The organism is Thermococcus prieurii (assembly GCF_054657655.1).
The window spans coordinates 522,234-545,347 of sequence record NZ_BAAHYH010000002.1; the positions used below are offsets into that span (position 1 = coordinate 522,234).

Annotated in this window: 26 protein-coding genes; 17 read left to right on the forward strand and 9 right to left on the reverse strand. The window is 54.8% G+C overall.

Going from position 1 to position 23,114, the window contains the following annotated elements:
- Positions 1-30 precede the first annotated feature (30 nt).
- Positions 31-705, forward strand: a complete 675-nt coding sequence (locus ACYQ04_RS06055) for a TBP-interacting protein (protein WP_460129960.1) — start codon at positions 31-33, stop codon at positions 703-705.
- 3 nt (positions 706-708) lie between these two features.
- Complete coding sequence (locus tag ACYQ04_RS06060) at positions 709-1,473, forward strand: hypothetical protein (RefSeq protein WP_460128106.1); 765 nt, start codon at positions 709-711, stop codon at positions 1,471-1,473.
- Here the strand turns inward: ACYQ04_RS06060 and ACYQ04_RS06065 are convergent.
- Positions 1,432-3,312, reverse strand: a complete 1,881-nt coding sequence (locus ACYQ04_RS06065) for a threonine--tRNA ligase (RefSeq protein WP_460128107.1) — start codon at positions 3,310-3,312, stop codon at positions 1,432-1,434. The genes ACYQ04_RS06060 and ACYQ04_RS06065 overlap by 42 nt on opposite strands.
- 112 nt (positions 3,313-3,424) lie before the next feature.
- On the opposite strand from ACYQ04_RS06065, the gene ACYQ04_RS06070 reads away from it, so the two are divergent.
- Genes ACYQ04_RS06070 through ACYQ04_RS06085 form a run of 4 tightly spaced genes read left to right on the forward strand, consistent with a single transcriptional unit; the run spans position 3,425 to position 5,332 of the window.
- Positions 3,425-4,018 (forward strand): exosome complex RNA-binding protein Csl4, encoded by a 594-nt coding sequence (locus ACYQ04_RS06070; protein WP_167914705.1) that lies wholly within the window; start codon positions 3,425-3,427, stop codon positions 4,016-4,018.
- Positions 4,015-4,644, forward strand: coding sequence for a DUF2067 family protein (locus ACYQ04_RS06075; RefSeq protein WP_460128110.1), 630 nt, complete (start codon positions 4,015-4,017; stop codon positions 4,642-4,644). The genes ACYQ04_RS06070 and ACYQ04_RS06075 overlap by 4 nt, the downstream gene beginning before the upstream one ends.
- Positions 4,634-4,921 carry a DNA-directed RNA polymerase subunit L gene (locus ACYQ04_RS06080; protein ID WP_460128111.1) on the forward strand — a complete coding sequence of 96 codons (288 nt, stop codon included), beginning with the start codon at positions 4,634-4,636 and terminating at the stop codon, positions 4,919-4,921. The genes ACYQ04_RS06075 and ACYQ04_RS06080 overlap by 11 nt, the downstream gene beginning before the upstream one ends.
- Before the next feature lie 6 nt (positions 4,922-4,927).
- Positions 4,928-5,332, forward strand: a complete 405-nt coding sequence (locus ACYQ04_RS06085; RefSeq protein WP_460128113.1) for a ribonuclease III family protein — start codon at positions 4,928-4,930, stop codon at positions 5,330-5,332.
- On the opposite strand, the gene ACYQ04_RS06090 is transcribed toward ACYQ04_RS06085, so the two are convergent.
- Complete coding sequence (locus ACYQ04_RS06090; RefSeq protein WP_099210327.1) at positions 5,318-6,124, reverse strand: sugar phosphate isomerase/epimerase family protein; 807 nt, start codon at positions 6,122-6,124, stop codon at positions 5,318-5,320. The genes ACYQ04_RS06085 and ACYQ04_RS06090 overlap by 15 nt on opposite strands.
- Before the next feature lie 93 nt (positions 6,125-6,217).
- Between ACYQ04_RS06090 and sppA the strand changes: the two genes are divergently transcribed.
- Genes sppA through ACYQ04_RS06105 form a run of 3 tightly spaced genes read left to right on the forward strand, consistent with a single transcriptional unit; the run spans position 6,218 to position 8,682 of the window.
- Positions 6,218-7,204, forward strand: coding sequence for a signal peptide peptidase SppA (gene sppA, locus ACYQ04_RS06095; protein ID WP_460128115.1), 987 nt, complete (start codon positions 6,218-6,220; stop codon positions 7,202-7,204).
- A gap of 4 nt (positions 7,205-7,208) precedes the next feature.
- On the forward strand, positions 7,209-7,688 hold the full coding sequence (locus ACYQ04_RS06100) for a PH1570 family protein (protein WP_460128116.1): 480 nt from the start codon (positions 7,209-7,211) through the stop codon (positions 7,686-7,688).
- Positions 7,678-8,682: an AI-2E family transporter gene (locus ACYQ04_RS06105; RefSeq protein ID WP_460128117.1), complete on the forward strand. Its 1,005-nt coding sequence runs from the start codon at positions 7,678-7,680 to the stop codon at positions 8,680-8,682. The genes ACYQ04_RS06100 and ACYQ04_RS06105 overlap by 11 nt, the downstream gene beginning before the upstream one ends.
- Here the strand turns inward: ACYQ04_RS06105 and folP are convergent.
- Positions 8,660-9,478, reverse strand: a complete 819-nt coding sequence (gene folP / locus ACYQ04_RS06110) for a dihydropteroate synthase (protein WP_460129962.1) — start codon at positions 9,476-9,478, stop codon at positions 8,660-8,662. The two genes, ACYQ04_RS06105 and folP, sit on opposite strands and share 23 nt — an antisense overlap.
- 48 nt (positions 9,479-9,526) lie before the next feature.
- Between folP and ACYQ04_RS06115 the strand changes: the two genes are divergently transcribed.
- From ACYQ04_RS06115 to ACYQ04_RS06140, 6 genes are all read left to right on the forward strand, one after another.
- Positions 9,527-10,498 (forward strand): beta-ribofuranosylaminobenzene 5'-phosphate synthase family protein, encoded by a 972-nt coding sequence (locus tag ACYQ04_RS06115; protein ID WP_460129963.1) that lies wholly within the window; start codon positions 9,527-9,529, stop codon positions 10,496-10,498.
- Between the two features lie 3 nt (positions 10,499-10,501).
- On the forward strand, positions 10,502-10,903 hold the full coding sequence (locus ACYQ04_RS06120) for a nucleotidyltransferase domain-containing protein (protein WP_460128119.1): 402 nt from the start codon (positions 10,502-10,504) through the stop codon (positions 10,901-10,903).
- Positions 10,879-11,256: a HEPN domain-containing protein gene (locus ACYQ04_RS06125; protein WP_460128120.1), complete on the forward strand. Its 378-nt coding sequence runs from the start codon at positions 10,879-10,881 to the stop codon at positions 11,254-11,256. Before ACYQ04_RS06120 ends, ACYQ04_RS06125 begins: the two co-directional genes overlap by 25 nt.
- The gene (locus tag ACYQ04_RS06130; protein WP_460128121.1) at positions 11,253-12,041 is read left to right on the forward strand and encodes an N-glycosylase/DNA lyase; all 789 of its coding nucleotides are present in this window, start codon (positions 11,253-11,255) and stop codon (positions 12,039-12,041) included. Before ACYQ04_RS06125 ends, ACYQ04_RS06130 begins: the two co-directional genes overlap by 4 nt.
- Positions 12,042-12,117: 76 nt before the next feature.
- A complete protein-coding gene (locus ACYQ04_RS06135; protein ID WP_460128124.1) occupies positions 12,118-12,972 on the forward strand; it encodes an ABC transporter permease subunit in 855 nt (284 codons plus the stop codon).
- A gap of 5 nt (positions 12,973-12,977) precedes the next feature.
- Positions 12,978-13,895: an ABC transporter ATP-binding protein gene (locus tag ACYQ04_RS06140; RefSeq protein ID WP_460129965.1), complete on the forward strand. Its 918-nt coding sequence runs from the start codon at positions 12,978-12,980 to the stop codon at positions 13,893-13,895.
- Between the two features lie 5 nt (positions 13,896-13,900).
- On the opposite strand, the gene ACYQ04_RS06145 is transcribed toward ACYQ04_RS06140, so the two are convergent.
- Positions 13,901-15,166, reverse strand: a complete 1,266-nt coding sequence (locus ACYQ04_RS06145; RefSeq protein ID WP_460128126.1) for a UbiD family decarboxylase — start codon at positions 15,164-15,166, stop codon at positions 13,901-13,903.
- Between the two features lie 73 nt (positions 15,167-15,239).
- Here ACYQ04_RS06145 and ACYQ04_RS06150 point away from each other — a divergent pair, with 73 nt between their 5' ends.
- A complete protein-coding gene (locus ACYQ04_RS06150; RefSeq protein WP_460129967.1) occupies positions 15,240-16,628 on the forward strand; it encodes a DEAD/DEAH box helicase in 1,389 nt (462 codons plus the stop codon).
- Here ACYQ04_RS06150 and truA read toward each other — a convergent pair.
- The 5 genes from truA to tdh form a co-directional block, all read right to left on the reverse strand.
- Positions 16,575-17,378 carry a tRNA pseudouridine(38-40) synthase TruA gene (gene truA / locus ACYQ04_RS06155; protein ID WP_460128128.1) on the reverse strand — a complete coding sequence of 268 codons (804 nt, stop codon included), beginning with the start codon at positions 17,376-17,378 and terminating at the stop codon, positions 16,575-16,577. The genes ACYQ04_RS06150 and truA overlap by 54 nt on opposite strands.
- Positions 17,379-17,616: 238 nt before the next feature.
- Positions 17,617-19,323, reverse strand: a complete 1,707-nt coding sequence (gene pheT / locus ACYQ04_RS06160) for a phenylalanine--tRNA ligase subunit beta (RefSeq protein ID WP_460128129.1) — start codon at positions 19,321-19,323, stop codon at positions 17,617-17,619.
- Positions 19,324-19,325: 2 nt separating this feature from the next.
- A complete protein-coding gene (locus ACYQ04_RS06165; protein WP_460128131.1) occupies positions 19,326-19,550 on the reverse strand; it encodes a DUF2283 domain-containing protein in 225 nt (74 codons plus the stop codon).
- A 5-nt stretch (positions 19,551-19,555) separates the two neighbouring features.
- Positions 19,556-21,055 (reverse strand): phenylalanine--tRNA ligase subunit alpha, encoded by a 1,500-nt coding sequence (gene pheS, locus ACYQ04_RS06170; protein WP_460128132.1) that lies wholly within the window; start codon positions 21,053-21,055, stop codon positions 19,556-19,558.
- 68 nt (positions 21,056-21,123) lie between these two features.
- On the reverse strand, positions 21,124-22,173 hold the full coding sequence (tdh, locus tag ACYQ04_RS06175; RefSeq protein ID WP_460129968.1) for an L-threonine 3-dehydrogenase: 1,050 nt from the start codon (positions 22,171-22,173) through the stop codon (positions 21,124-21,126).
- A 192-nt stretch (positions 22,174-22,365) separates the two neighbouring features.
- Between tdh and ACYQ04_RS06180 the strand changes: the two genes are divergently transcribed.
- Positions 22,366-23,109, forward strand: a complete 744-nt coding sequence (locus ACYQ04_RS06180) for a MinD/ParA family ATP-binding protein (RefSeq protein ID WP_042689209.1) — start codon at positions 22,366-22,368, stop codon at positions 23,107-23,109.
- The last annotated feature ends 5 nt before the right edge of the window (positions 23,110-23,114 follow it).

Below are 23,114 nucleotides of genomic sequence, written 5' to 3' on the forward strand. Positions count from 1 at the left end.
GGCCCGCGAGAACCTTCTCAGGTGGTGAGCATGTACAGTCAACTGAGTCCCGGCGTTAAGAAGGTGTACACGCAGGTCCGCTACCTCGACGACTACCACTGGCGGATAGAGGGAAGCACCATAATCGGAACCCACAAGAAGAGCAACGTCGAGGTCTTCATCGATGTGGCCAAGAACAAGGATGAGGCTGATTCGCTCGCCGGGAAGGACGTTAAGGGAATCCACATCGTGGCCATTCCCGACAAGGGAGTTTTCTACGTTAAGAACGGCACGTTCGTGCTTACCTATCGCTATCTCAAGGCAACCCTCGCCGACATAAACGACCACATAGTCTGGGCCGGCTTCAAGGTCGTTAACGACAACGGCAAGCTCGTTCAGGAGGACGTCTACGAGTACCTCGGCGGCGCGCTGATAAACCACATAAAGGCCAACGTTTTAGCGGGCCAGGACTACATCTTCTGGCAGTTCTATAAGTGCGAGGAATGCGGTAAGTACGTGGACATCGAGAACCTCGAGAACCACCTGAAGGGTCATGGGATAAAACTCCACGAGAAGAGCGAGGAGCACTACGAGATATTCGAGCTCAACTTCAGGGACGGCAAGGTCTACGACAAGTTCGGCAAGGAGGTCAAGCTCGACCAGTTCAGTGAGGAAGCCAAAGAATTCCTCAGAGAAGCCTTCTCGGGAGCGCCCCCGGGAGGGTGATTGATGGACGTTGACGTTCTGGAAGTGTTCCCGCCGGAACACGTGAGGGGTTCGACCGTTACCGTTATTTACGACGCTTATTCCTCCGCCTGGCAGATTCTCCTCCTTTTTCTCAGGAGAGCAGTTGAAGACGGCTACTTCGCGGTGGTTTCCAATTACAGCGTCCCCCTCCGGAGCTTCTTCAGAAGGTGTAGGAGTGTTGGTTTCAATCCGATTAAGGTCCTCGAACGGGGAGACATGGCAGTGATAGACGTCTTCGGCTCCCGCTACACCCACCTTGAGGACAATATCAACAACGTATTCTACCTCGACAGGGTTGAGCCCGAGACGATAAACCCAAAAATAGACAGAATTTACTGCGGTCCCCTCCGCGAGCGGGTTCGCTCGGGAAAGGTCCTAAGACTGGTATATACACTCGACGGGGCATCCCTCATGCTCGGGGAGGACCAGACGCTGAAGCTTCTAAACCAGACGGTGGCCGACAAAAGCGTTCGCTTTCCGGAATCGATTCTGTTGCTACCCATAAACGCCGACATGGTCTCACGGCGCTTCGTCGCGTGGGTTTCAAACGTCAGCGACTACGTTCTCCTCGCTAAGTCCTGGATTCGCGAGGACCACATAAAGGAGCTCCTCTACTTCCTGAAGGCACCGTACGCGGACTTCGAACCCGCTGTGTACTCGCTCAGGGTTAAAAGTGGAAGGAGAAAAATACGATTGAAAAAGCTTTCAGCCCCTGAACTTGGGCCTTCTGCTGAGGAGAAGCGGTAGGGGCCTCGGCTTGTGGGGGAAGCCCTCGACTTTCTGCCGGATTTCCCTGATGAGGTCCTCCAACTGCATCTCGACCTGTTTGCCGTCCTCCCTCCTCCTGACGGTGACGGTGTTCTGCTCCTTCTCGTTCCTGCCGACGACGATGATGTAGGGAATCCACTCCTTCTCGGCCTTCCTTATCTTCTTGTTGAGCCTGTCGTTGGTGTCGTCGACGTCCACCCTTATTTTCGCCCCTTCGAGCTTTCCTGCCACGTAGAGCGCGTAGTCCATGACGTCGTCGCTGACCGGAATCACTCTAACCTGTATCGGGCTGAGCCAGAGCGGGAACATCGGCTTCTTGCCCTGGGCCTGGAGTTTCGCCTGCTTCTCGAGGATGGCGTACATAACGCGCTCGATGGCTCCGCTCGGCGAGCAGTGGAGTATGAGCGGGTAGCGCTCCTTTCCTTCTTCGTCGTAGTAGGTTATGCCGAAGCGCTCCGCATTTTCCACGTCAATCTGGACGGTGCTCAGAGCGGCCGCCTTGTCGAGGTTGTCAACGAAGTTGAACTCGAACTTGAGTATGAAGTAGAAGAACCTCTGGTCCCACATCTCTATCAAGACAGGCTTGCCGATTATCCTCGCCAGCTCGACGATGAAGTCTTTGTTCTCCTCCCAGAAGTCGCGGGTGAACCTTATGGCAACCTCGTAGTCGTCTGGAGTTAGCCCAACGCCCTTAAGAACCTCCATGCTGAGCTTGTACTGCTTCTTGAACTCGTCCATCGCCTGCTTGAGGTCTTTCGCCACGGTGTGCATATCGGGCATCGTGAAGGCCCTGAGCCTTCTCAAACCTGAAAGCTCACCGCTCTTCTCGCGTCTGAAGGAGTAGCGGGTGAGCTCGTACATCCTGAGCGGAAGGTTGCGGTAGCTGATTATCGCGTCCTTCTTGATGAGGAACTGGCCGAAGCATGCCGCGAAGCGGAGGAAGAACTTCTTATCACCGCTCTTGACGATGTACTGCCTCGCCGGGAAGCGGTTGAGATACTTCTCGAGGGCAGGGTGCTCGAAGTCGTACATAATCGGAGTTTCCACTTCCATCGCTCCGTACTCGACGACCTTCTCGGTGACGTACTGCTCGAGGAGGCCCTTTATAAGGCGTCCCTTCGGGTAGTAGCGGAGGTTTCCGCCGTCGCTTCCCGGCTCGTAGTCAACGAGCTCGTGCTCCAGCATGAGCTTGACGTGCGGTGGTTCCCTGTCGGCTATCCTGTTCTTGGCTATCTCGTAGTTGACGAACTTCTTCAGGTTCTCGTGGCCGGTGAAGTCGAACTTGTCAACCTCTATGAGCTCGCCCTCTGGGGTGAGGATGTACCAGTAGCTTACCAGTTCTTTCTCCTCCTTTTCAAGGGCTATGTTGCGCTCCTCCTTGCTAACTCCTTCCTCGGGAACTATCGTCCTGCTGAGCTCAGCTAAGGGGTGTCCCTTGCAGGAAAGCTTGAAGGCCTTGTAGTAGCCGAAGGGAGCGCGCTTGACCTCGTAGCCCTTCTCGCGGAGCTTCTCCTCTATCTTCTTGAGTATCTCAAGGGCAACGCTCGGCTTCGCCAGCTCACTGCTGAGGTGGGCGAAGGGGTAAACGAATATCCTCTCGGCCTTGACCTGCTTCGCGACCTCTTCTATCTCCTCGATGGCCTTTTCGACGACGTAGTCTGGGTTGGTCTCGTCGACCTTCTCGACGCTTATGAAAACCGCCAGAACTTCGTCGAGCCTGCCCTTCTTCTGCTCGTCGCTTATGGGCTCGGGGTTCTTCAAGGCCTTATCCCTGACCTCGTACTCGAGGTAGTCGGCGTGTATCAGAAGCATTCTCATTACCTACCACCACCCTTCCATCGCTTCGAATTACTAAAACTTTTTCCTTCGGCCTATAAACGTTGGGGAACGCTTAAAAAGAAGGTGTAGGAAAATCTTCGGAGGTGAGGGGATGGAAGACAGGAAGGTTAAAAACGGTGACCTCGTCCTCCCCGGAGATTACCTCGGGGTCATAGAAGAGTTCATGCCCGGCGAGGGGGTTAGAGAGGAGAACGGCGAACTTTACGCAACCAGAGCGGGCAAGGTTAGAATCAACCCGGAGAAAATGGAGATAAGCGTCGAACCCGTGACCGACACCCCGCCCCTCCCGCAGGTCGGTGACATAGTTCTGGCGAGGGTCATAGAGGTCAAGCCACAGGCCGTTATAGTTCAGCTCCTCCAGATAGAGGGTCGCGAGAACGACAGGGAAATAGCGACTTCAAAACTGGCCGGAATCCACATCTCGCAGGTTAAGGAAGGCTTCGTCGAGGACATAACAAAGGAGTTCAAGATTGGCGACGTGGTCAGGGCGAAGGTTATAGCCAACGAGAAGAGCCCGATACAGCTCACCACCCGCGGAAAGGACCTCGGCGTCGTTTACGCCCTCTGCTCCCGTTGCAGAACGCCCCTCATCAGGCGTGGGGACAAGTTAATCTGCCCGCGCTGTGGAAACGTCGAGACGAGGAAGCTCTCCCCATACTACAGGAAGATGAAGGTGTCTCTATGAGGGCCAAGAAGGTAATAACGATTCACGTCAAGAGCGACGTGGAAAAGGAGGAGTTCATGAAGGAGCTCCAGAGACTCCGCCTGCCGGCTTTCATCTACGTCCACGGCAAGCTCGACGCCATCAAGATAAACGTCCAGGGAACGAAGGACGACATTAGAGAAGCCATAAGAAAGATACGCGAGATTCACAACCGCGTAAGGGCTAAGCTCTACCCTGACAGGCGCGGGCTCTACCACTACACAATAGACGACCTCCTGCGCGAGGCCGGAACGAGCGTATCAACGCCGATAATCCTCAAGGCCTTTGAGCTCCTCGGCGAAACGGCGGAGCTGAAAGATAATGAGCTCGTAACTTCCCTTCCCTGGGGCGAGGCGGTTGAACTCGTGAGAAAACTCGGCGAGACCCTTTCGGAGATAGTCCTCCAGACGACGAGGCAGATTAGAGAGGTTGTAATCCCGGTCAGCGTCGCCTTCAACCTTGAGCCCGACGAGGTGATAGAAAAGCTGGTCGAGTTCGGCCTAGCGGAGTGGAAGGAGGATAAGTTTAAATACGAACTGGTCAAGAACAAGGAGCAGGCCTTAGAAGAGCTGTTGAAAGCTTTATCGGGTGATGCTGATGAGGATTGAGGTTATAAAGCGCGAGGAGAACCTCCTTGAGTTCTACCTTGAGGGAGAGGACCACACCTTTGCCAACCTGCTCAACGAGGTGCTCCACGAGAACGAGCACGTCAAGTTCGCCGGCTACACAATCGAACACCCCGTTCTAATGGCTAGAAAGCCCCGCTTCAAGGTCGTTACCGACGGTAAGGTCAAGCCCGAGGAAGTCCTTGAGGAGGCCGCGCAGAAGATATTCGACCGCGCGAGGGTTCTTCTCGACGCCTGGAAGAAGGCCCTTAAAGGGTGAAGCCCCTTGGCCTCTTTTCCCTACCCCAAGGACTTCACCGACAAGGGTCTGGCAAAGTTCGGCGATTCTCTTCTTAACTTCGTCTTCTCCCTCGCCCTGAGCGAGTACCTCGGAAGACCAACCGGCGAGAGGGTTCCGAATGCTTCTCTGAGCATAGCCCTTGAGATGTCTGGATTGAGGAAGCTCGCCCCGCCGAGGAGCGACAAGCACGCGAGGGGAGACGTCGCCGAGGCGATATTCGCCTACGCGTGGCTCGAAGGGCTGATAACGATTGAAGAAGCTGTCAAGCTAATCCACGAGAACCTGAGCGACGATGTTACCCACTTCACCCGGAAGAAAGAGGCAATAGGAAAGGCCCTCACGGTTCTCTATAGGGAAATCGGAAAAAGGCTGGAATTAGAGGCTCGTTAGCAGTTCTATGAGCCCCTGCTTGCTCGGTATCTTGGAGAACTTCTCGGGGTCCTTAACCTTCAGGAGCAGTGGGACGTCCCCAAAGAGTTTAAGAACCTTACCGAAGGGTATCTTGCCCTCTCCCGGGAGCAGGTGGAGGTCGCCGACACCGTAGGCGAGGGCATCTTCTGGCTCGACCTGCGGGAAGAGCTTTCCGAAGTTGTCGTGTATCATGAGGATTACCGTCTTGTCGGTGCCGAGCTTGACATCTTCCAAAAGCTTCTCCTCGTTGCCCTGGGCGCTGAGGAAGGCGTGGGCAACGTCGAGGGCGAAGCCCACGTTGTCCCTCTCGACGTTCTCGACGACGTAGAGGGTGTCCTTAACGCTGAAGGTGTTCTCAAGGGCTATTTTTATGCCGAAGGGTCCGACCATGTCGGCCAACTGCTGTATGGCCTCGATTTCGAGGTCGAGCCTCCCGGTCCTTCCGCTCTGCATGACTATGACCTTGGCGCCGAGCTTGATTGCAACATCGGCGACGGCCTTGGCGACGCGGAAGTGGCGTGTGTAGTAGATGTGGTCGCGCAGGTTGACCGAAGTCGGCATCCTGACGATGTAGCTTATCCCGACTCCCCTGAGGGTCGTCTCGATGTTCCTGAGCTTCTTCTCGACGACGATGCCGTTCTTGATTAGTCCGAGCGTGTGCGGGAATATTGAAACGAAGTCGTAGTCCTTAATCTTGACGTCCGCCAGGATTGACGCGAGGCTCTTGTCCTTTGTAACGAAATGGGGATAAATTGTCACCCCAATCTCCATGCAATCACCTGCCCCGAATTTCTCGGGGTAATATAAAAAGCTTAGCGAGGGTAGGTTTAAAAGTTGGCCCGACAAGGGGTCTAAGGTGAGAGGATGAGGGAGAACATCTGGAAGTACGTCTCGGCCGTCCTCGCTCTTCTGCTCGCCCTCTCAGTGGTGGCAATAGCGGTGCTCTACCAGGCGACTTCCCCGATAGCGGTTTCACCAAACGCAACTGCCCCAGCGGTGATAGAAAACCCGCTGAACGTCACCTGCAACGGGACATCAAGCTACCAGCTCAGCCAGCTGAAGGATGAGGTCGCTTACCTTCGCTCGCTCATCAACGGAACCGGAGGAAAAACGATAGCCGTAGTTCCGATTTTTGGAATAATAACCGACTATACCGCCCTTGAAGTCGTCCCCCTGTTGAGGGAAATCGCGAGCAACGACTCAATAGGAGGGGTCCTCCTGTGGATTGAGAGCCCCGGCGGTGACGTTGGCCCTGTTATGGACATCTACTCCGCAGTCAAGAAACTCGCCCTCGTCAAGCCTGTGGTTGCCTATTCCGGCGGAATAATGGCTTCCGGCGGCTACTACATAGCCAACGGGGCCGACAAGATAGTCGCGAGTCCCCTCGCGGAGGTGGGGAGCATCGGCGTCATCTACGTTCACTACGACCTTCAGAAGAACTACCAGATGAACGGAATCAAAGTCGAGGTATTCAAAACGGGCCCATACAAAGATATGGGAGCCGAGTGGCGTGACCTAACGCCCGAGGAGAAAAAGATAATCGCCAACATGGTCAACACCTACTTCCAAGCGTTCCTTCGGGCGGTGAGCGAGGGCAGGAACATGAGCGTCTCGGAGGTCAAGAAGTTCGCCACAGGAAGGACATGGTTCGCCGAGAACGTTACAGGGACGCTCGTGGACGAGACCGGAGGAATGGACACCGCCATAGCGACCCTCGAAAAGTTAATGAACGTTACGAGCGCAAACGTTGTGATATACAAGAACCTTGAAACCCCAAGCAACTTCGGAATAACCGGAAGTAAGGCGCTCTACCTCGACCCGAGTTACCTTGAGCCTTACCTGAGGGGGTGATTGGATGCTCTGCGAGGAGAGGCTCGAGGTCTTCGAGAACGGCTTCGACGACGGGAAGTTCAAGCTCAGGGTTGAGTTCTACGGGAAAGACGCCAGAAGGCTTCTCCTCGCGGTGATAAGGGAGCTCTACCTTCCGGACTACGGGGAGGATTACGTATACCCCTTCGAGTGCGCCAAGGAGCACTGGGGGGTCTACCTTGACCCGAGCGAGATTGTCGCAGAAGAGCCGAACTTCAGCCTGATTAAGTTCATCAACCGGAGCGTTCTCAACAGGCTCGAGAAGGTCCTGAACGAGATAGACGCGCCGGAGGAAGTTAAGGAGCGGGTGGACATCGAGAGGGCCGAAATCGTGAAGCTCAAGAAGACTCTGCTCGCGCTCGGGAAGGACTTCATCCTCGACGAGAGGGGCTATTTGATAGTCTTCAGCAAGCCGAGCGCGAGGGGGCTAATCCTAAAATACCTGGGGATGCTGGATGGAACTTGAAACGGCGGTTTGGATTGGCGTCTCACTGGGGGTCCTCTACCTCACGTGGCAGACGGTTAGTCCCGTTCTTTCTCCCCTTATCGTGGCCGTTACCCTCGCTTACATCCTCTACCCCCTCCATGAAAGGCTCAGCGCCAAGATAGGCAACCGCTGGTCAGCTCTGCTCCTCACAGGGCTTCTCACCGTCTTCTCATTCCTCTTCATCCTCGGCTTTGCCCTCTGGATGAACGATATCAAGTACTCTCTGACGGACTACGTTGATACGTTTTTCAAATGGCTACTCGGTCTAAACCTTCCTCAGGGAATGTACGACCTCCTTCACAGGCTCTCCGGGGCAATATCCGAACGATTCAACGCGTATGTTTTAGGTTACACTTACTCCCTGCCCAAGCTATCCCTTCAGGTTATCGTTGCAGTTTTTGCCTTTTACGGTGTCCTCGTAAATGCCAAAGCCATAAGGGACGAAATATACGCCCTCCTGCCTCCAAGCAGGGAAGAGCTCGCAAGAAAGCTCATAAACAGCGCAACGGAAACCCTTCACTACCTCCTACGTGGATGGCTCCTCGTCAGCGTTGGCAAAGGCGCCGTGCTTGCATTCTTCTTTTACCTCATTGGAATCTCTGATGCTGGCGGTTCGATAGCGGCCGGAATACTAACGGTCGTCCTCGAGCTCCTTCCGGTCGTCGGCGGGTGGGTTGTCTGGGGTGCCGGTGCAGTGTACCTCTTTAAGTCTGGACTCTACGGAAAGGCGTTCACTATTGGGGTTCTCGGCTTCACCCTCATCTCACCCCTGCCCGACATAGTACTATCCAAAAGACTTGGTAGGAGGCAGTGGGGCGTTAACGCGCTCGTCAGCCTCGTGGGAATCTTCGGGGGCTACATTGCATTCGGCTTCGTCGGAATCATCATCGGACCCGTCTCTCTGTCGCTTCTGATAACGCTCCTCGAAGAATGGAAGAGGGCGAAGAACTCTAAGGTGAAAGCCGCCCGATGAACCCGGCGACCTTAATCGCGTCGAGCGTTTCCCTCACGTCGTGGGTCCTCACTATTCTCGCACCCTTCAGAACCGCTATGGCAGTTGCCGACAGACTGCCTGCGAGCCTTTCCTCCGGTTTCTCTCTGCCCGTTATCGCGCCTATGAAGGACTTCCGAGAGATGCCGACGAGAATTGGCCTTCCAAAGAGCTTGAGCAGGTTGAGGTTCGCTATTACCTTCGAGTCCCACTCGTACCAGGGTGGCCACTCCGGGCGAAGGAAACCGATGGCAGGGTCAACGGCAATATCTTCAACCCCGTGCTCCTCCGCTATCGTCAGGCTCTCCTCGAGGAACTCAATGACAGTCCTGACAGGGTCCGAGAAGTCCCCCACTTTCCCGTGGGCGCAGAGAACGGCCGGAGCGCTGTACTCAGAGGCAACCCTCGCCATCTCCGGGTCGCCCTTGAAGCCGGTTACGTCGTTTATGATATCCGCGCCGGCCTTCAGGGCTTCCTCAGCAACCCTCGCGTTGGTTGTGTCTATGCTCACGGGAACATCAACCGCGTCCTTGACGACCTTGACGGCCCAAACTGCCCTCCGAATTTCCTCCTCAAGTGGAATCTGTGTCTCAAGGTAGGGAGCCGTTGACTTCGCCCCGATGTCTATGAAGCTCGCCCCTTCCTCGACCATCTTAACTGCCGTCTCGGCAAGGGCCTTCTCGTCGTTCCTCACGCTCCCCTTGTAGAAGCTCTCGGGCGAGACGTTTATCACTCCCATTATCTTCGGTTCGTCAAGATTAACTCCCGCAAACTTCATTAGCATCACCGCCTATGCTTCTCGGGAGTCAATAAAAGGGTGATGGGCATGATAATCCGGACGCCGAAAAGGCTTCACCTCGGCCTGATAGACCCAACGGGCTCGCTCGGAAGGCGCTTCGGGAGCCTCGGGGTGGCGCTCGAAGGTGGCTACGAGGTAAAGGTTCTGCCCGCTGAACGGCTCAAGGTAAAGGCCCAAGGTGAGGACGTGGAGACGATAAAGAAAGCCGTCGAGAGAATGAACTCGGCCTTTGGAACCGGGACCGGTTACTTAATCGAGGTGCGGAAGGCCATTCCAAGGCACATCGGCCTCGGCTCGACGACACAGCTAAGCTTAGCCGTTGGAACCGCAATAGCGAGACTCAACAACCTGAACGTTTCGGTTGAGAAACTCGCCGAGGTCCTCGGAAGGGGAAAGAACAGCGGGGCCGGGATTTACGCCTTCGCTCACGGAGGCTTCGTCCTCGATGGCGGGGTTAAGGAGGGCGTTCCTCCGTTGATACTCCGCGAGGATTTTCCCGAGGAGTGGGCCTTCCTGCTCGTGATTCCTGAGGTAAAGCCGGGCCTCGATGAAGAGGAGGAGAAGCCGATAATGAGAGGAAACTTCGGGAACGTCAACGTGGCCAGGGAGATAAGCCATCGCATTTTACTCGGCTTATTGCCCGCATTGAAGGAGAGGAACGTCAGGGCCTTCGGTGAGCACCTCTCGGCGATACAGAGGCTCGTCGGCAGGCACTTTGCGGAGTTCCAGGGAGGGGAGTTCAGGGAGGATGTTAAGTTAATCCTCGACTGGCTGGGCAAGAAAACCTACGGCGCAGGCCAGAGCAGTTGGGGGCCGACCGTTTACGGTCTAATTCTGAAGGCGGAGTTCCAGAGGCTCTCGGCGGAGCTTAACGACCACCTTAAGGAGCACGGGATAAGGGCCAAGGTCGAGCTCGGCCTTCCGAGGAACACCGGGGCGGAAATTGTGAGCGAGAACGCCTTCCTGGAAAGGTTGATAAGGAGCGTGGGAGGAAGTTAGAACATGAACGTTGAGGATAAGGTATTCGAGCTCGCCAAGGAGCACTTCGGAAAAAACTTGATGTGCGTGCTACTGTTCGGTTCCAGAGCTAGAGGAACGGCCAGAGATGACTCCGACTACGACTTTCTAATCATCACCAAGAAAAAAGCCGAAAGCTCCAAATTCTGGAAGGAGGTTTTTCTGTTCGAAACCAAGACCGGCGTCTCAATAGATGTCATCGTGGTTGATGAAGGTTCGCTCAAGCCCACCAACCCGCTCCTATGGGGCGTTCTCACGGGCTATCGTGTTCTCTACGGAGAGAAAGAATGGAAACGGCTCCTGTCCAAGCTCAAGAGGAAGATAAAGGAACTCAAACCAAAGCTAGTGGAGGGGGCAAGTTCATGGGAGATAGCCCAGCTGATTTGACGTATAAACTGGCTGAAGAGCACCTAAACGCCGCCCTCGACGAGATTCAGAGTGGGAGGTTGAACTTTGCTGTGTTCCATATTCAGCAGGCAATAGAAAAGAGCCTTAAAGCGTTCCTCCTTTCAAGGGGAATAGATATGAGAACGCACAAACTGGGTCAGCTTGTTGCCTTGGCGAAAATCCCGCTTTCGGACGACGAAATCACGAGTCTAGCGGAAATTGAAAGGGAATACACCCGAAGCCGATACTACACTCCCGGTTTTAATCCCTTCACGGACTACCGACGGGAAGACGTTGAGAGATGGTACGAGGTGGCCAAGCGGATATACACTAAGGTTGGGGGTCTGTTATGACGCTCGACCGCTTCGTGAAGATAAAATATCGGGAAGAGAAAGATAAAATCGAGAGGCTCGTGGAAATACTGCGGGAGCTCGGCCTCGACTGCGCGAAAACCATTGAGGAGAAGGTTGATTTGCAGTTCGACGCCCTCAAAAACCTCCGGGAAAACCTGAAGGACGACGAACTCTTCATCAAACTTGTTATCGCCAACGCGCTCGTCAGCTACCAGCTGAGCGGGAAGGGCGAGGACTGGTGGTGGGAGTTCTCAAGACACTTCTCGGAGAACCCATCCGGAGATATAGCGGAAGCCTATTCGGAATTTCTCCCCAACTCGAAAACCAACAGGCGTCTCGTTGCCGGAAAACTCAAGAGAATCGAGCGGGTCGAGCCGTTTCTAAACTCTCTCTCGATGGACGAGCTTAGGGATTACTACTTCAACAGCATGGAACGGCTCAGAGACGACCTCGCGAGGGTTATGAAGGCTAAACGGGGCGCGAAAACGATAGTCTTCGCCGTGAAGATGTTCGGCTACGCGGGAAGGATTGCCTTTAGCGCTTTCGTTCCGTACCCGATGACCATCGAGATTCCGGACGACGTGCGGATAAACGCCTACACCAAGCGCTTCACAAGCGAGCCACCCGTGAGCTTCTGGAACAGGATTGCAGAGAAAACCGAAATTCCACCGCTCCACATTGACTCAATCCTGTGGCCGGTTCTCGGAGGCAGGAGAGAGGTCCTGGAAAGGCTAAGGAAGCACTGCCCACGGGCAGAGCTGGTCCTTGAACTTAGGGGACTCTAATTTCATTCCTATTTTAAGAGCAAAATTTTTATACTCCTTGGTTTAGTTCCACCGAGAGTGGAAGGAGGTGTTCCCCGTGTTCTGGGGGTTTCAGCTTGAATTCATGAAGGGAATGCGAACTAAGAAGCTATGGGCAATACTGGCAATAATAATAGCTCTTTACGTCCCAGTTTTCTATTACATGAAACAGGAAGGAATAAAAAATGAGCTCGAAGCTATAGCGGCGATAATAACCTTTTCCAGCAAGACTGCGCTGTTCTTCCTCGGAATCTTAGCGATAGTCTTTGGAGCCGGGGCAATAAACAAGGAGATTGAAGACGGAACAATCAGAATAGCCCTTAGCAAGAGCGTGACGAGGCTCGGGTACATCCTTGGGAAGTACGTTGGACAGCTCGTTGTCTTCGGCGTTGCACTCCTCCTCACGAGCTTCGTCACCCTTGCGGGCCTCCAATGGGTTGGAGTCTCCGTCTCAAAGATAGCCTCTGACGTCTTTCTCCTCAATTTACTGCTCCTTCTCACTATGCTTGGGTTCATCGCCATCGGCTATATAATCTCAACCTTTGTCCGCTCCTCTGGGACATCCCTCGGGGTTGCCCTTGGCGTATTCTTCCTGCTCTACCTCTTCATCCCATCAATAGTTGCATACGAAGCGAGTGTTCACGCACCAAGTCACGCAAACATCCAGGAGCGTCTAGATTACACGGCCAGCTACTACACCAAATACCTTTTCTATTCCCCGAGTTCCCAGTTCTCATTAATCCTCGACGCCGTGAACACGTACCATGAGAACAACGGAAGCCTCACAATTGAATACGCAGGGATTAGCCATGCAATACACAAGAGAAGCACAAACGTCGTCATTCTAATCGTAATGACCCTCATCTACCTCGGCATCGCGACCTGGCGCTTCCTTAGAATGGATTTGAGGTGATGAGGATGATTGTTATTAAAAACCTCATCAAGAATTACAAGGACGTTCGAGCTTTGGATGGACTTAACCTCAAAGTCCCCAACGGGGTAGTTTACGGCTTTCTCGGACCGAACGGCGCCGGAAAGAGCACGACAATACTGAGCCTCCTCGGCCTTGTGTTCCCCCAGGAGGGACGCATAGAACTCCTCGGTGAAGAAGTCTTCAGCAATGGAAAATTCCAAGAGGGCAAACTAGTCAAGGCCAAAGCCAAAATCGGTTACATGCCCGAGCACGCGACACTCTGGGAGTTCTTGACCCCCATGCAAACCCTCGACATAATCAGCAAGGCTTTTGGACTTCCCAAGATTGAGAGGGAGAAAAGGGCGGAGGAGCTTTTGAAGCTCGTTAACCTTTGGGAGGTCAGGAACAAGAAGGTCGGAAAGTTCTCGAAGGGAATGCGTCAAAGGTTACTCCTCGCTCAGGCTTTGATAAACGACCCCGAGCTTTTAATTCTCGACGAGCCGATGACCGGCCTCGACCCAACTGGAATTGCGGAATTCAAGGACATCATCCGCGAGCAGAGGAAGGCTGGAAAGACGGTGTTTTTCTCGAGCCACATCCTTGCCCATGTTGAAGAGGTCTGCGATACCGTTGGCGTCATCGTCAAGGGCAGGCTCGTGCTGGAGGACAGCATTGAGAACATCAAGCGCGAGTTCCTCAAGAAGGCAGGCTACACAATCATCATCGAGACGAACAGGCCCGTAGATTGGAGTTCTGCTGAATGGAACGTCACTCCCCTTGGAGAGAACAAGTATCGGGTGGTTTCGCCCGAGGACATCCGCGAGGAGCTTCACGACTACGTTGCTTCCCAGGGGGCGAAGATTCTGACAATGCAGGTAAAGGAGCCAAGCCTCGAAGAAATCTTCCTAACCCTCGTGAAATAAAGAGATTAGAGGCTCGCCCTCTCGAACTCTTCTTTTCTATCGAGAGGTTTCGTCGCGTCTATGCCCCACTTGGCGGTTAAGCTCCTCTCCGCCGAGGGGTCGAGGGAGCTACCGCGGGCGTTGGGGACTATCACGAGGTCCTTATCTGCCTGGAAGCGCGTCGCTATCGCCCACTCCACGTCGCGGTCATCGTAGATGTCTATGTCCTCGTCAACGACGACCACATGTTTAAGGCTCGGGTGGCCGGCGAAGGCCGCTAAAATCGCGTTCTTGCCGTCGCCGTCGTGCTGTTTGGTTATCGAAACAACGGCATGGAGCCACATAGCACCTCCTTCCGTCAGCCTTACCCCGTGAACCTTTGGAACCACGCGCTTGACGCTCGCGTAAATCTGTGGCTCCTTGGGGAGGCCCATGAGCATGAAGTGCTCGTAACCTCCCGGCAGGAGGGCGTGGAAAATCGGGTCGTCAACGTGGTACATCTTCTCAAAGACGACCAGTGGCTGCTTCCTCACGTAGTCGTAGGTTCCCGTTATGTCCACGAACGGGCCTTCGTCGACCAGCTCGGAAGTTATCTTTGCCTCGAAGACGAACTCGCTCTCGATCGGCACAGGAATTCCGTCCAGCTCAACGACCTCAACCGGCTTCCCGAAGGCGAGCTCGCTCAGCTTCGATGCCATCTCGAGCTCGCTGATTCCGTAGGCTGTGCTCGTAGCTCCAGCCAAGAGCAGGTGAATTGGGTTGCCGACGACTATTCTGACGTCCAGCTCCTCCCCTCGCTCGGCTTTATCCTTCCACATCGCGTAGAGGTGCCTCGGGACGAGCCTCATCGCAACGGTCTTCTCGTCCCTGACCATCATCCTGTGGAAAGACACGTTGACAAAGCCGTTATCGTCCTTTGCGATGACCATCGCCGAGGTGAAGTAGGGTCCGCCGTCCTTGGGATAGTACTTCGGAACCGGCAGTTCAAGAAGGGAAAAGTCCTCCGTCGAGTTCTTCAGAAACGGGGCGCTTTCGACGATTTTATAAGGGGCGGGATTCTCCATCGCGTCCGCCACGACGTGCATCAGGCGTTCCCTGCTCGTGTTCAGGAAGCGGGCTATCCTCTCGCGGGTGCTCCAGATGTTTCCGGCGACCTTCCAGCCGTCAACGTCCTCGAAGAGAACCGGCCTGTCGCGGTACTTCAGCAGATAGCGCGTCACCTCGAGTTCCTTGCTCACGGGTTCCTTTATGACAATCAGGTCGTCGAAGGTTTGAAGAATTTCCCTCAGCATGCCACCACCTTAGGCCGTTGTTCCAAAAGGTCTATAAAGCCTTTTTCCACACTCGCTTTGATTGGCCATGCCCATGGTTGTCCTCAGGATTTCCGACGGTTCAGCACTGGTAAAAGTCGAGAAGGCGGAGCCGAGCGTCTACTTCAAAATCTACGACCTGCTCACCTACAAGAAGGACTACGGCAAGTGGGAGAAGCCGGAAAGCCTCTACGACCCCTACGAGAAGACCTTTCCTGTGGGCCTTCTTCCGCGGGTCAAAAAGTTCCTCAACAGCAAGGGATACCGCGTTAGAATCAAAGACGAACGGCAGGTTCGCGGGGTTAAACTCAACTCAACGTGGAACGAGGACTACTCCCTGAGGCGCTATCAGCAAAGGGCCGTGAGGAAAGCCCTGAAGGAGAAGATGGGCGTTCTGGCCCTGCCAGTCGGGAGCGGAAAGACGGTTGTCGGGTTAAGGATAATCCACGAGCTCGACCTTTCAGCGCTCATCGTCGTCCACACAAAGGAGCTCCTCTACCAGTGGGCCGAGAAGGTTGAAGAGCTCCTCGGCGTTAAAGCCGGAATCGTCGGCGACAACAAGTGGAACGAGGAGAACGTAACTGTGGCCATGATACAGACCCTTCTTTCGAGGGGCGTTGGCAAGCTGAAGAACGACTACGCGATAGTCATGTTTGACGAGTGCCACAGAACCTCCGCCGCCGAGAAGTTCTACCAGCTTGGAATAAGCCTCCCGCAGGTTTACCGCTTCGGGCTCTCGGCGACGCCGTGGAGGCGCGTCCGCGGTGAGGAGATAAAGATTGAGGCCGTCGTTGGGCCGATAATCTACGAGGTGAAGGCCGAGGACCTGATAAGGGAGGGATTCCTGGCCAAGCCCCGCTTTGAAGTCATAACCTACGAGTCGAGCATGCCGTCCTTCAGCGAGCGCTATAAGGAACTCTACGAGGACGTCGTCATGAACAACGATGAGAGGAACAGGGCGATAGTGGCGAAGGCCAAGGAGCTCGTCAGGAAGGGCCACCGCGTCCTCATCGACGTAAAGCGCATAGAGCACGGCAAAATCCTGAAGGAGATGCTTGAAAAGGAGGGCGTAAAGGCCGAGTTCCTCAGTTCCAAGAGTCAGAACCGCTGGGAGGTCCTTGAGGCCTTCAAGAACGGCGAGATTCCGGTTTTAATCTCGACCCTGCTCAAGGAAGGGGTTGATATACCCGAGATTTCCGCGATAATCCTCGCCGGGGGCGGAAAGAGCGACATTATGACAATACAGACCATAGGAAGGGCCCTGAGGCCGAAGAAGGGCATGAGGGCAGTTATAGTTGACGTAGCCGACGACGACCCGCTCCTCTACACGCACTTCATCGAGAGGCAGAAAGCGCTCAAGCAGTACTACGGGAAGTACTACGACAAAGAATCAAAGCTCAACGAGGCAGTCCCCAAAAAGCGCCGCTCTCGCAAGGGCTCTTGAGTAGCGCTCAAAGAGGTCGCGTTTGGCCTTTGCAAGGCCCTTCTCGTCGGTCTTGAAGTCAACGTTGGGGTATTCTATGCGCCACAGAATGAGGTTCTCCGCCGGAGCTGGCGGGACCTTCTTCCTGTAAGTTCCCGCGAGCATAGCCTTAACGTCCTCAAGTTCCAGAAGCCCGAGTCCGCAGAAGCGGAGCGCGTTGACGATTCTCCTCACCATCTCCCAGAGGAAGCTTTTGCCCGTGATTTCAACCACGTAGTAGCCGTGTCTTGGAACGATGCTGATGTGCGTTATCTCCCTAACAGGCTCCCTGCCGGGTTCGAGCTTCGCGAAGGCCGAGAAGTCATGGGTTCCCTCAAAGAGCTTGGCGCACTCGGCCATATCGAGAACGTCAAAGCCTTCGTCTATGAGATAATAGCGGTAGGTCTTCGAGGTCGCCCAGAACCTTGGGTGGAAGCCGTCGGGAACCTCGGCAACGCCGAGAACCCAGACGTCGCGGAGATGATGATTCAACACCTCGGGCCTCGCCAGATCGGCCCTTTCGCCGGGAACGAACGAAACCACGTTGAAGAACGCGGAAACTCCGCGGTCCGTCCGGGAAGCACCTTTAAAGTCGTTCTCTTCAGGGCTTTCGATGATTTTTAGTTTGGTCAAAACGCGAATGAGTTCACCCTCTACCGTCCTCACTCCGGGCTGTCTCTGGAAGCCGTAAAATGCAGTTCCGTCGTAGGCCACGCGGAGAGCCAGCTTCATGGTTGGCGCTTCAGCGGAGGGTATAAAAAGCCTTCCCCGAAAATCCTCCAACTTTCTTGACTTTTGTAAACCCAAAATTCGAACGAAATACGAAAAAATTCGCACAAAGTTGATAAAGAGGCACGAGAACCTAAATTTGAGGTGAGAGAATGGAGGAAGTCTTTGACGTTGAGGTGCTCATAAGCGTTACAAACTTCGAGCTCATGTGTGCCCTTCTTGAGAAGAGGAAAAAGAGGGACTAAAGGTAGGGCTCCGTGTAGAGTGGCCTTAAGAACAGCTCAAAGCCCGCAACGGGCATCTCGATTCCCCACTTTTCTAAAACCGCTGGGTGTATTTCGCCGATTACACCGATTGTCTTTCCGTTCACGATTACTTTTCCAACCCTGCCCGGAATGAAGCTCGGGTGTTCAACCTCTTCAAGCTCGTATTCGAAGTCAAGGTGCCTCATCACGCTGTCAAGGATTTCCTTCGCGTCTGTGAAGGTAACCCTCGGCTGGGCCAGCACGACGGCAAGCTTGCTCTCGCTGACGGTTTTCGTTTCCCTGCTCTCATCTATCAGAGTGGCCTTGCCGACCTCGAAGAGCCTCTGCGGGTACTCCTCGTGGGTGTTCTGGCTCAGGAAGTCAAGCAAACTCGGCAGAAGCCAGTTCCTCAGCGCCGACCACTTCGGGCTTATCGGGTTCTCTATCTCGACGAGTTCAGCCGGCGGGTTGTTAAAGTAGTCCTTTTTGTATTGGAGATGCATTTTCTCGTATTGGGCCTCCCTGTTGGTCAGGTTGAAGGTCATGACCTCCTGAAGGCCGAAGCCGACCATGAGCTCCCTAACGGCGTCCTCAAATTCGACGAACTTGTCGCCCCTACCCTGAACGGCAAGCTTCGGCTCCTCGGGCTCAATCTCGTTGTAGCCGTAGGCGATGAGAACGTCCTCTAAAACGTCCCTGGCGTGCATTATGTCGTCTCGGAAGGCCGGGTAGAGGAGCTTTGCTTTACCGTCCTCAAGGGTTACGTCGTACATCATTCTCTCGAGGAGGTCTTTGATTTCGCCGTCGCTCAGCTCGAGGCCGGCGAGCTTTCTTATGTAGTCCAGCTCAACCTCGAAGGACTTGGGAGTTAAATCGGGCGTTTCAACCTCAAAGTCGGGATAAACGACTTTAACGCCCTTAATCTTCCCTCCGCGCTCCGCTAAAGCAGTAACGACGACGTTAAGGGCAAGCATGACCTTGTTCAAATCCCAGCCGGTGACGTCGACGAAGACGTTCCTCGTCTCCGTTGTCACCCTGCCGGTCGTTTCGGAGTTGATTATTGGGGGCATCGAGAGAACCTTACCCTCGCTGTCCACGAGGAGCGGGTAGTAGGGTTTGTCCTTAATCAGATGGCCGTACTCTTTCCCCTTCTCGTGCTTTTCAAGGATTTCCTCCAGCGTAAGCTCCTCCTCGAAACCGAGGGGGACGAACCTCTCGGTTTTCTCCCCTGCCCGGTAGTATATCGGGGGCTTCACCTTGTCGAAGTCGAAGATGCCTATCGCTACCTCCCTTCTCCTCCTTCCAAAGGTCAGAGCCACCTTCTCCTGGAGGTTAATCATCTGCCTGAGCGCTTCCTCGTCGAGTTTAAGGCCCTCAACGACTGCGTAGAGGCCGTAGGGGCGGATATCCTTCAGCTTCTCGTCAACGTAAACGGTAACGTCGCTTTTCTCGACCTCGTATTTCGGTAGACCCCTCTGGAAACCGAGCGCCCAGCGTATCTGCCTCGCTATCCCCTCGGCGCTCCAGAGGTCGGGCCTGTTGGTGTCCTTGGAGTCGGCCTTGAAGTAGATTTCACCGTTCTCCTCCCAGACGTCGTCCAGCTCGCATTTGGCGTAGAGGAAGAGGTCCTCCCACTCCTCGACCGTGAACTCCTTCCCGACAAGCCTCTCCAAATCCCGCTTTGACACGTCGAACTTTGGCATCTTCAACCCTCCACGTGGGCCTTCTCAGCCTTTATCTTCTCGATGAACTTCATGAACTCCGGCAGGATTAGCTCCCTCGCGCGCCATATCTCGAAGCCAACTACTTCCCCGTTCTCGTCGAGGTCTATGACTACATCCCCTCTCATGTCGGCATCAACGGGCTTCTTCTTTGAGAGCTGAACGTAGAGGATATCAACGTCAAGGTCATACCTTACGTTCTGCACCATCCCACTCACCACACCAGCTTCGCTTCCCTCAGCCAGCGGAGGTCGTAGCTGAAGAGGTAGCGTATGTCGTCTATTCCGAGCTTGAACATTGCCAACCTGTCGATTCCGATTCCCCACGCTATGACCGGGACGTCGATGCCCAGAGCCTTGGTCATCTCCTCGCGGAAGATTCCGGCGCCACCGAACTCGACCCAGCCGAGTTCAGGGTGGTAGGCGCTCATCTGGACGCTCGGCTCTGTGAACGGGTAGTAGTCGGGCAGGAACTTCACCTTCTTGGCCCCAGCTATCTCCACCGCGAAGCGCTTCAGGATTCCGAGGAGGTGCCTGAAGTTCAGCTCTTCGCCGACGACGAAGCCGTCAATCTGGTTGAACTCGATGAGGTGAGTCCTGTCGAGGACGTCCGGCCTGAAAACGCGCTGAATCGTGAAGTACTTCCCCGGAATCTCGACACCTTTAGCTAACTGCCTTGCGTCAAGGGCAGTACCGTGAGCCCTCGGCATGAGGAGCATAGCCCTCTCCGGAGACCAAACGTAGCCCCAGCCACGCGAGCCGGCCAGACCGCGCTCGTGGGCGGTCTTAACCCTCTCAACGAGCTCCGCCTCGGGCAGGAAACCGCTCTTCGGGTACTTGAGCTGGTATGTGTCGGTCCATTCGCGGGCGGGGTGGTTCTGGGGCTGGAAGAGGGCGTCGAAGTTCCAGAACTGGGTCTCAATCATGCTCTCAACCGTCATCTCGATGAAGCCCATCTCGATGAGCCTTCTCCTTATCTTGTCGAGGAACGCTCTATAAGGTTGCTTTTTACCCGGGTAAATCCTTCTCACAGGGGCCTTTATGTCAAACTTCCTGAACTCAACTTCCCTCCATTTGCCTGACTTTATGAGTTCCGGAGTTAGAACCGAAACCTCCCGCTTCAGCTCGACTTTTGGCGCAAGCTTTTCGCCCTCCGGAGTAATCTCGACTTCTCTCTCGGTTACGGTTTCCTCCTCGCCGATTTTCCTCCTCTTGAGCTCCTTGACGGGAACGAGCTTCTCGATTTCCTTAACCGGGACAACCTCCCTCTCGGCGAGGAACTTTAGGGCCCTGTCAATGGGCCTTTCCCCAGCTTCAAGTCCCTTCTCGGTTATTTCGAGGATTAGCTTACCGTCCTCCTTCCTGACGCTCGCCCAGCCCTCCTTCCGGAGGAGGCCGACTATCGGCTTCAGCTCGTCGTCGCTGAGGACTTCGCTGAGATCGTCGAGCGTGACCTTTCCCCTCTCGGCGAGGAGCTTTAGGGCCCTCCACTCAGGAAGGCCGATTTCGGCGTACTTCTTTCCGGTCTCGGTGAGCTTAACGACCCTCTCGCTCCTCTCGTGGAGCTTTGCCAAACCCTTCGCCTGCAGGCCGAGAACGGCCCTCATGACCGCTACCTGCTCGAGACCGGTCTCTTTAACGAGCTCCTCGAATTTCACTTTTTTCAGTCCGTTGAGCTTGATGAGGGTGAGCTTTTCCTGATAGCTCAGCTCCATTCCAACACCTCCGGGGGAAGTGGGAGAGGGTTTACTTAAGAATTGCGGTGAAAGAAAAGGAGGAAAAATCACTCCTTCGGGAAGAAGACGACCTTGCCGGTCTTTCCGGCGCGCATGAGCTCGAAGGCCTCTTCAAACTTGTCGAAGCCCTTGTACTTGTGGGTGATAATCGGGTCGAGGTTGAGCTTTCCGCTCTGGATGAGGCTTGAGACGGTGTACCAGGTCTCCCAGAGGTGCCTTCCGGTGATGCCGTGAACCTCAAGGGCCTTGAAGATTATGAGGTTGTTGAAGTCGAGCGTAACGTCCCTCGGGAAGAGACCGAGCAGGGAGACCCTTCCTCCTGGGGTCGTCGCCTTAAGGCCCTGCTCCAGAGCTTTAGGCGCACCGCTGAACTCGAGGAAGACCTCAACACCCGCTCCGTCGGTTATGCTCATGACGACCTCAACCGGGTCCTCCTCGAAGGGGTTGATAACGTAATCTGCTCCAACCTTCTTGGCGAGCTTTCTCCTGTATTCGCTCGGCTCGCTCACGATGACCGGGTAAGCACCGCTCGCCTTCGCGACGGTTATGCCAAGCAGTCCGAGCGGGCCGGCTCCGGTTATGAGCGTGCTCCTGCCCGCTATCGGGCCTGCAAGAACGGTATCAACTGCGTTGCCAAGGGGCTCCTGCAGTGAGGCGTATTCGGGCTTCATGTCCTTGGGGTTCTTCCAGGCGTTCTGGGCCGGCACTATGGCGTAGGTAGCGAAGACGCCGTCCATGTCAACGCCGAAAATCTTGGTGTTCTGGCAGACGTGGTAGCGGTTGTGCTTGCAGGCGTAGCACTTTCCACAGACGATGTGGGTTTCGGCGCTGATATAGTCGCCTTCCTGGAGGCCCTCGACGCCGGGCCCAACCTCGATGACCTCACCGGCAACCTCGTGGCCCATAATCTGGGGCGGTTTAATCCTGCTCTGAGCCCACTCGTTCCACTCGTAGATGTGGAGGTCGGTTCCGCAGATGCTCGTCGCGAGAACCCTGATGAGAACCTCGCCCGGCCCGGGCTTGGGAACGTCAACCTCAACGAGCTCCGCCCCGTAGGCAGGTTTGGTCTTCATAATAGCGGGCATTTTTTCAGCCATGGCAACCATCTCCTTAACCTTACAATGGGAATCTAAACGGGGACGATATAAACCTTTTGTGTTCATCGAGTCCTTAAGGCCCATCACTGGACAGAATTGTGTAGGTACATACGCAGAAAACGACGTACTGACGGAAGTTCAATCGGAAACCTTATATCCTCAATCCCCTACAGAAAGCTTAGAGGGGTAGCGATGGCACTGATAGTCGTAACGGGGCGTGGTGGAGCCGGCAAAACAACTACGACGGCGAACCTTAGCTCTTACCTTGCCATGAAGGAGTATCGCGTTCTGGCCGTTGATGGTGACCTCTACCTGCCCAACCTCGGTTTTCACTTCGCCCTCGACACTGTCAAATACACGGTTCACACCCTCCTGAAGAACCCTGACGTTGACCCAGAGTGGGCCATATACCGCCACAAAGAAACCGGCGTCTACGTGATGCCCGGGAGCACACAGCTTCAAGACGTCCTGGGAATATCTCCGAGGAGGCTCGTTGACATCCTCGAAAGGGTGAAATACAAGTTCGGCGTTGTTTTTGTCGATTCTCCAACCGGCGTTCCGTTTGATACCCTTCCAACGTTTCAGGTCGCTAACTACCAGCTTATAGTCGTTGAAATAGAGCGTTCTCCGATTTACTCATTTGAGACCATGGTTAAGAACGAGATTGAAAAGCTCAAGGCCCTTGGAGAGAAGTACAACCTCAACATCGGCGTCGTCCTGAACAAGGTTCGTGAGAGCGCCGACGTCGTTGACAAGATAATCGAGGCCATAGAGGAGGATTTGGACGTCCCCGTTCTCGGATGGGTTCCCTTCGACTACAACGTCCCCGAGTCCATCAACGTGGGAGTTCCGATAATCAAGTACCTCCCCAACAGCGACGCCGCCGTCGCGTTCAAGGAAATCGGAGAAGTCCTTGAGGAATGGATTTTTGGCTGATTCTG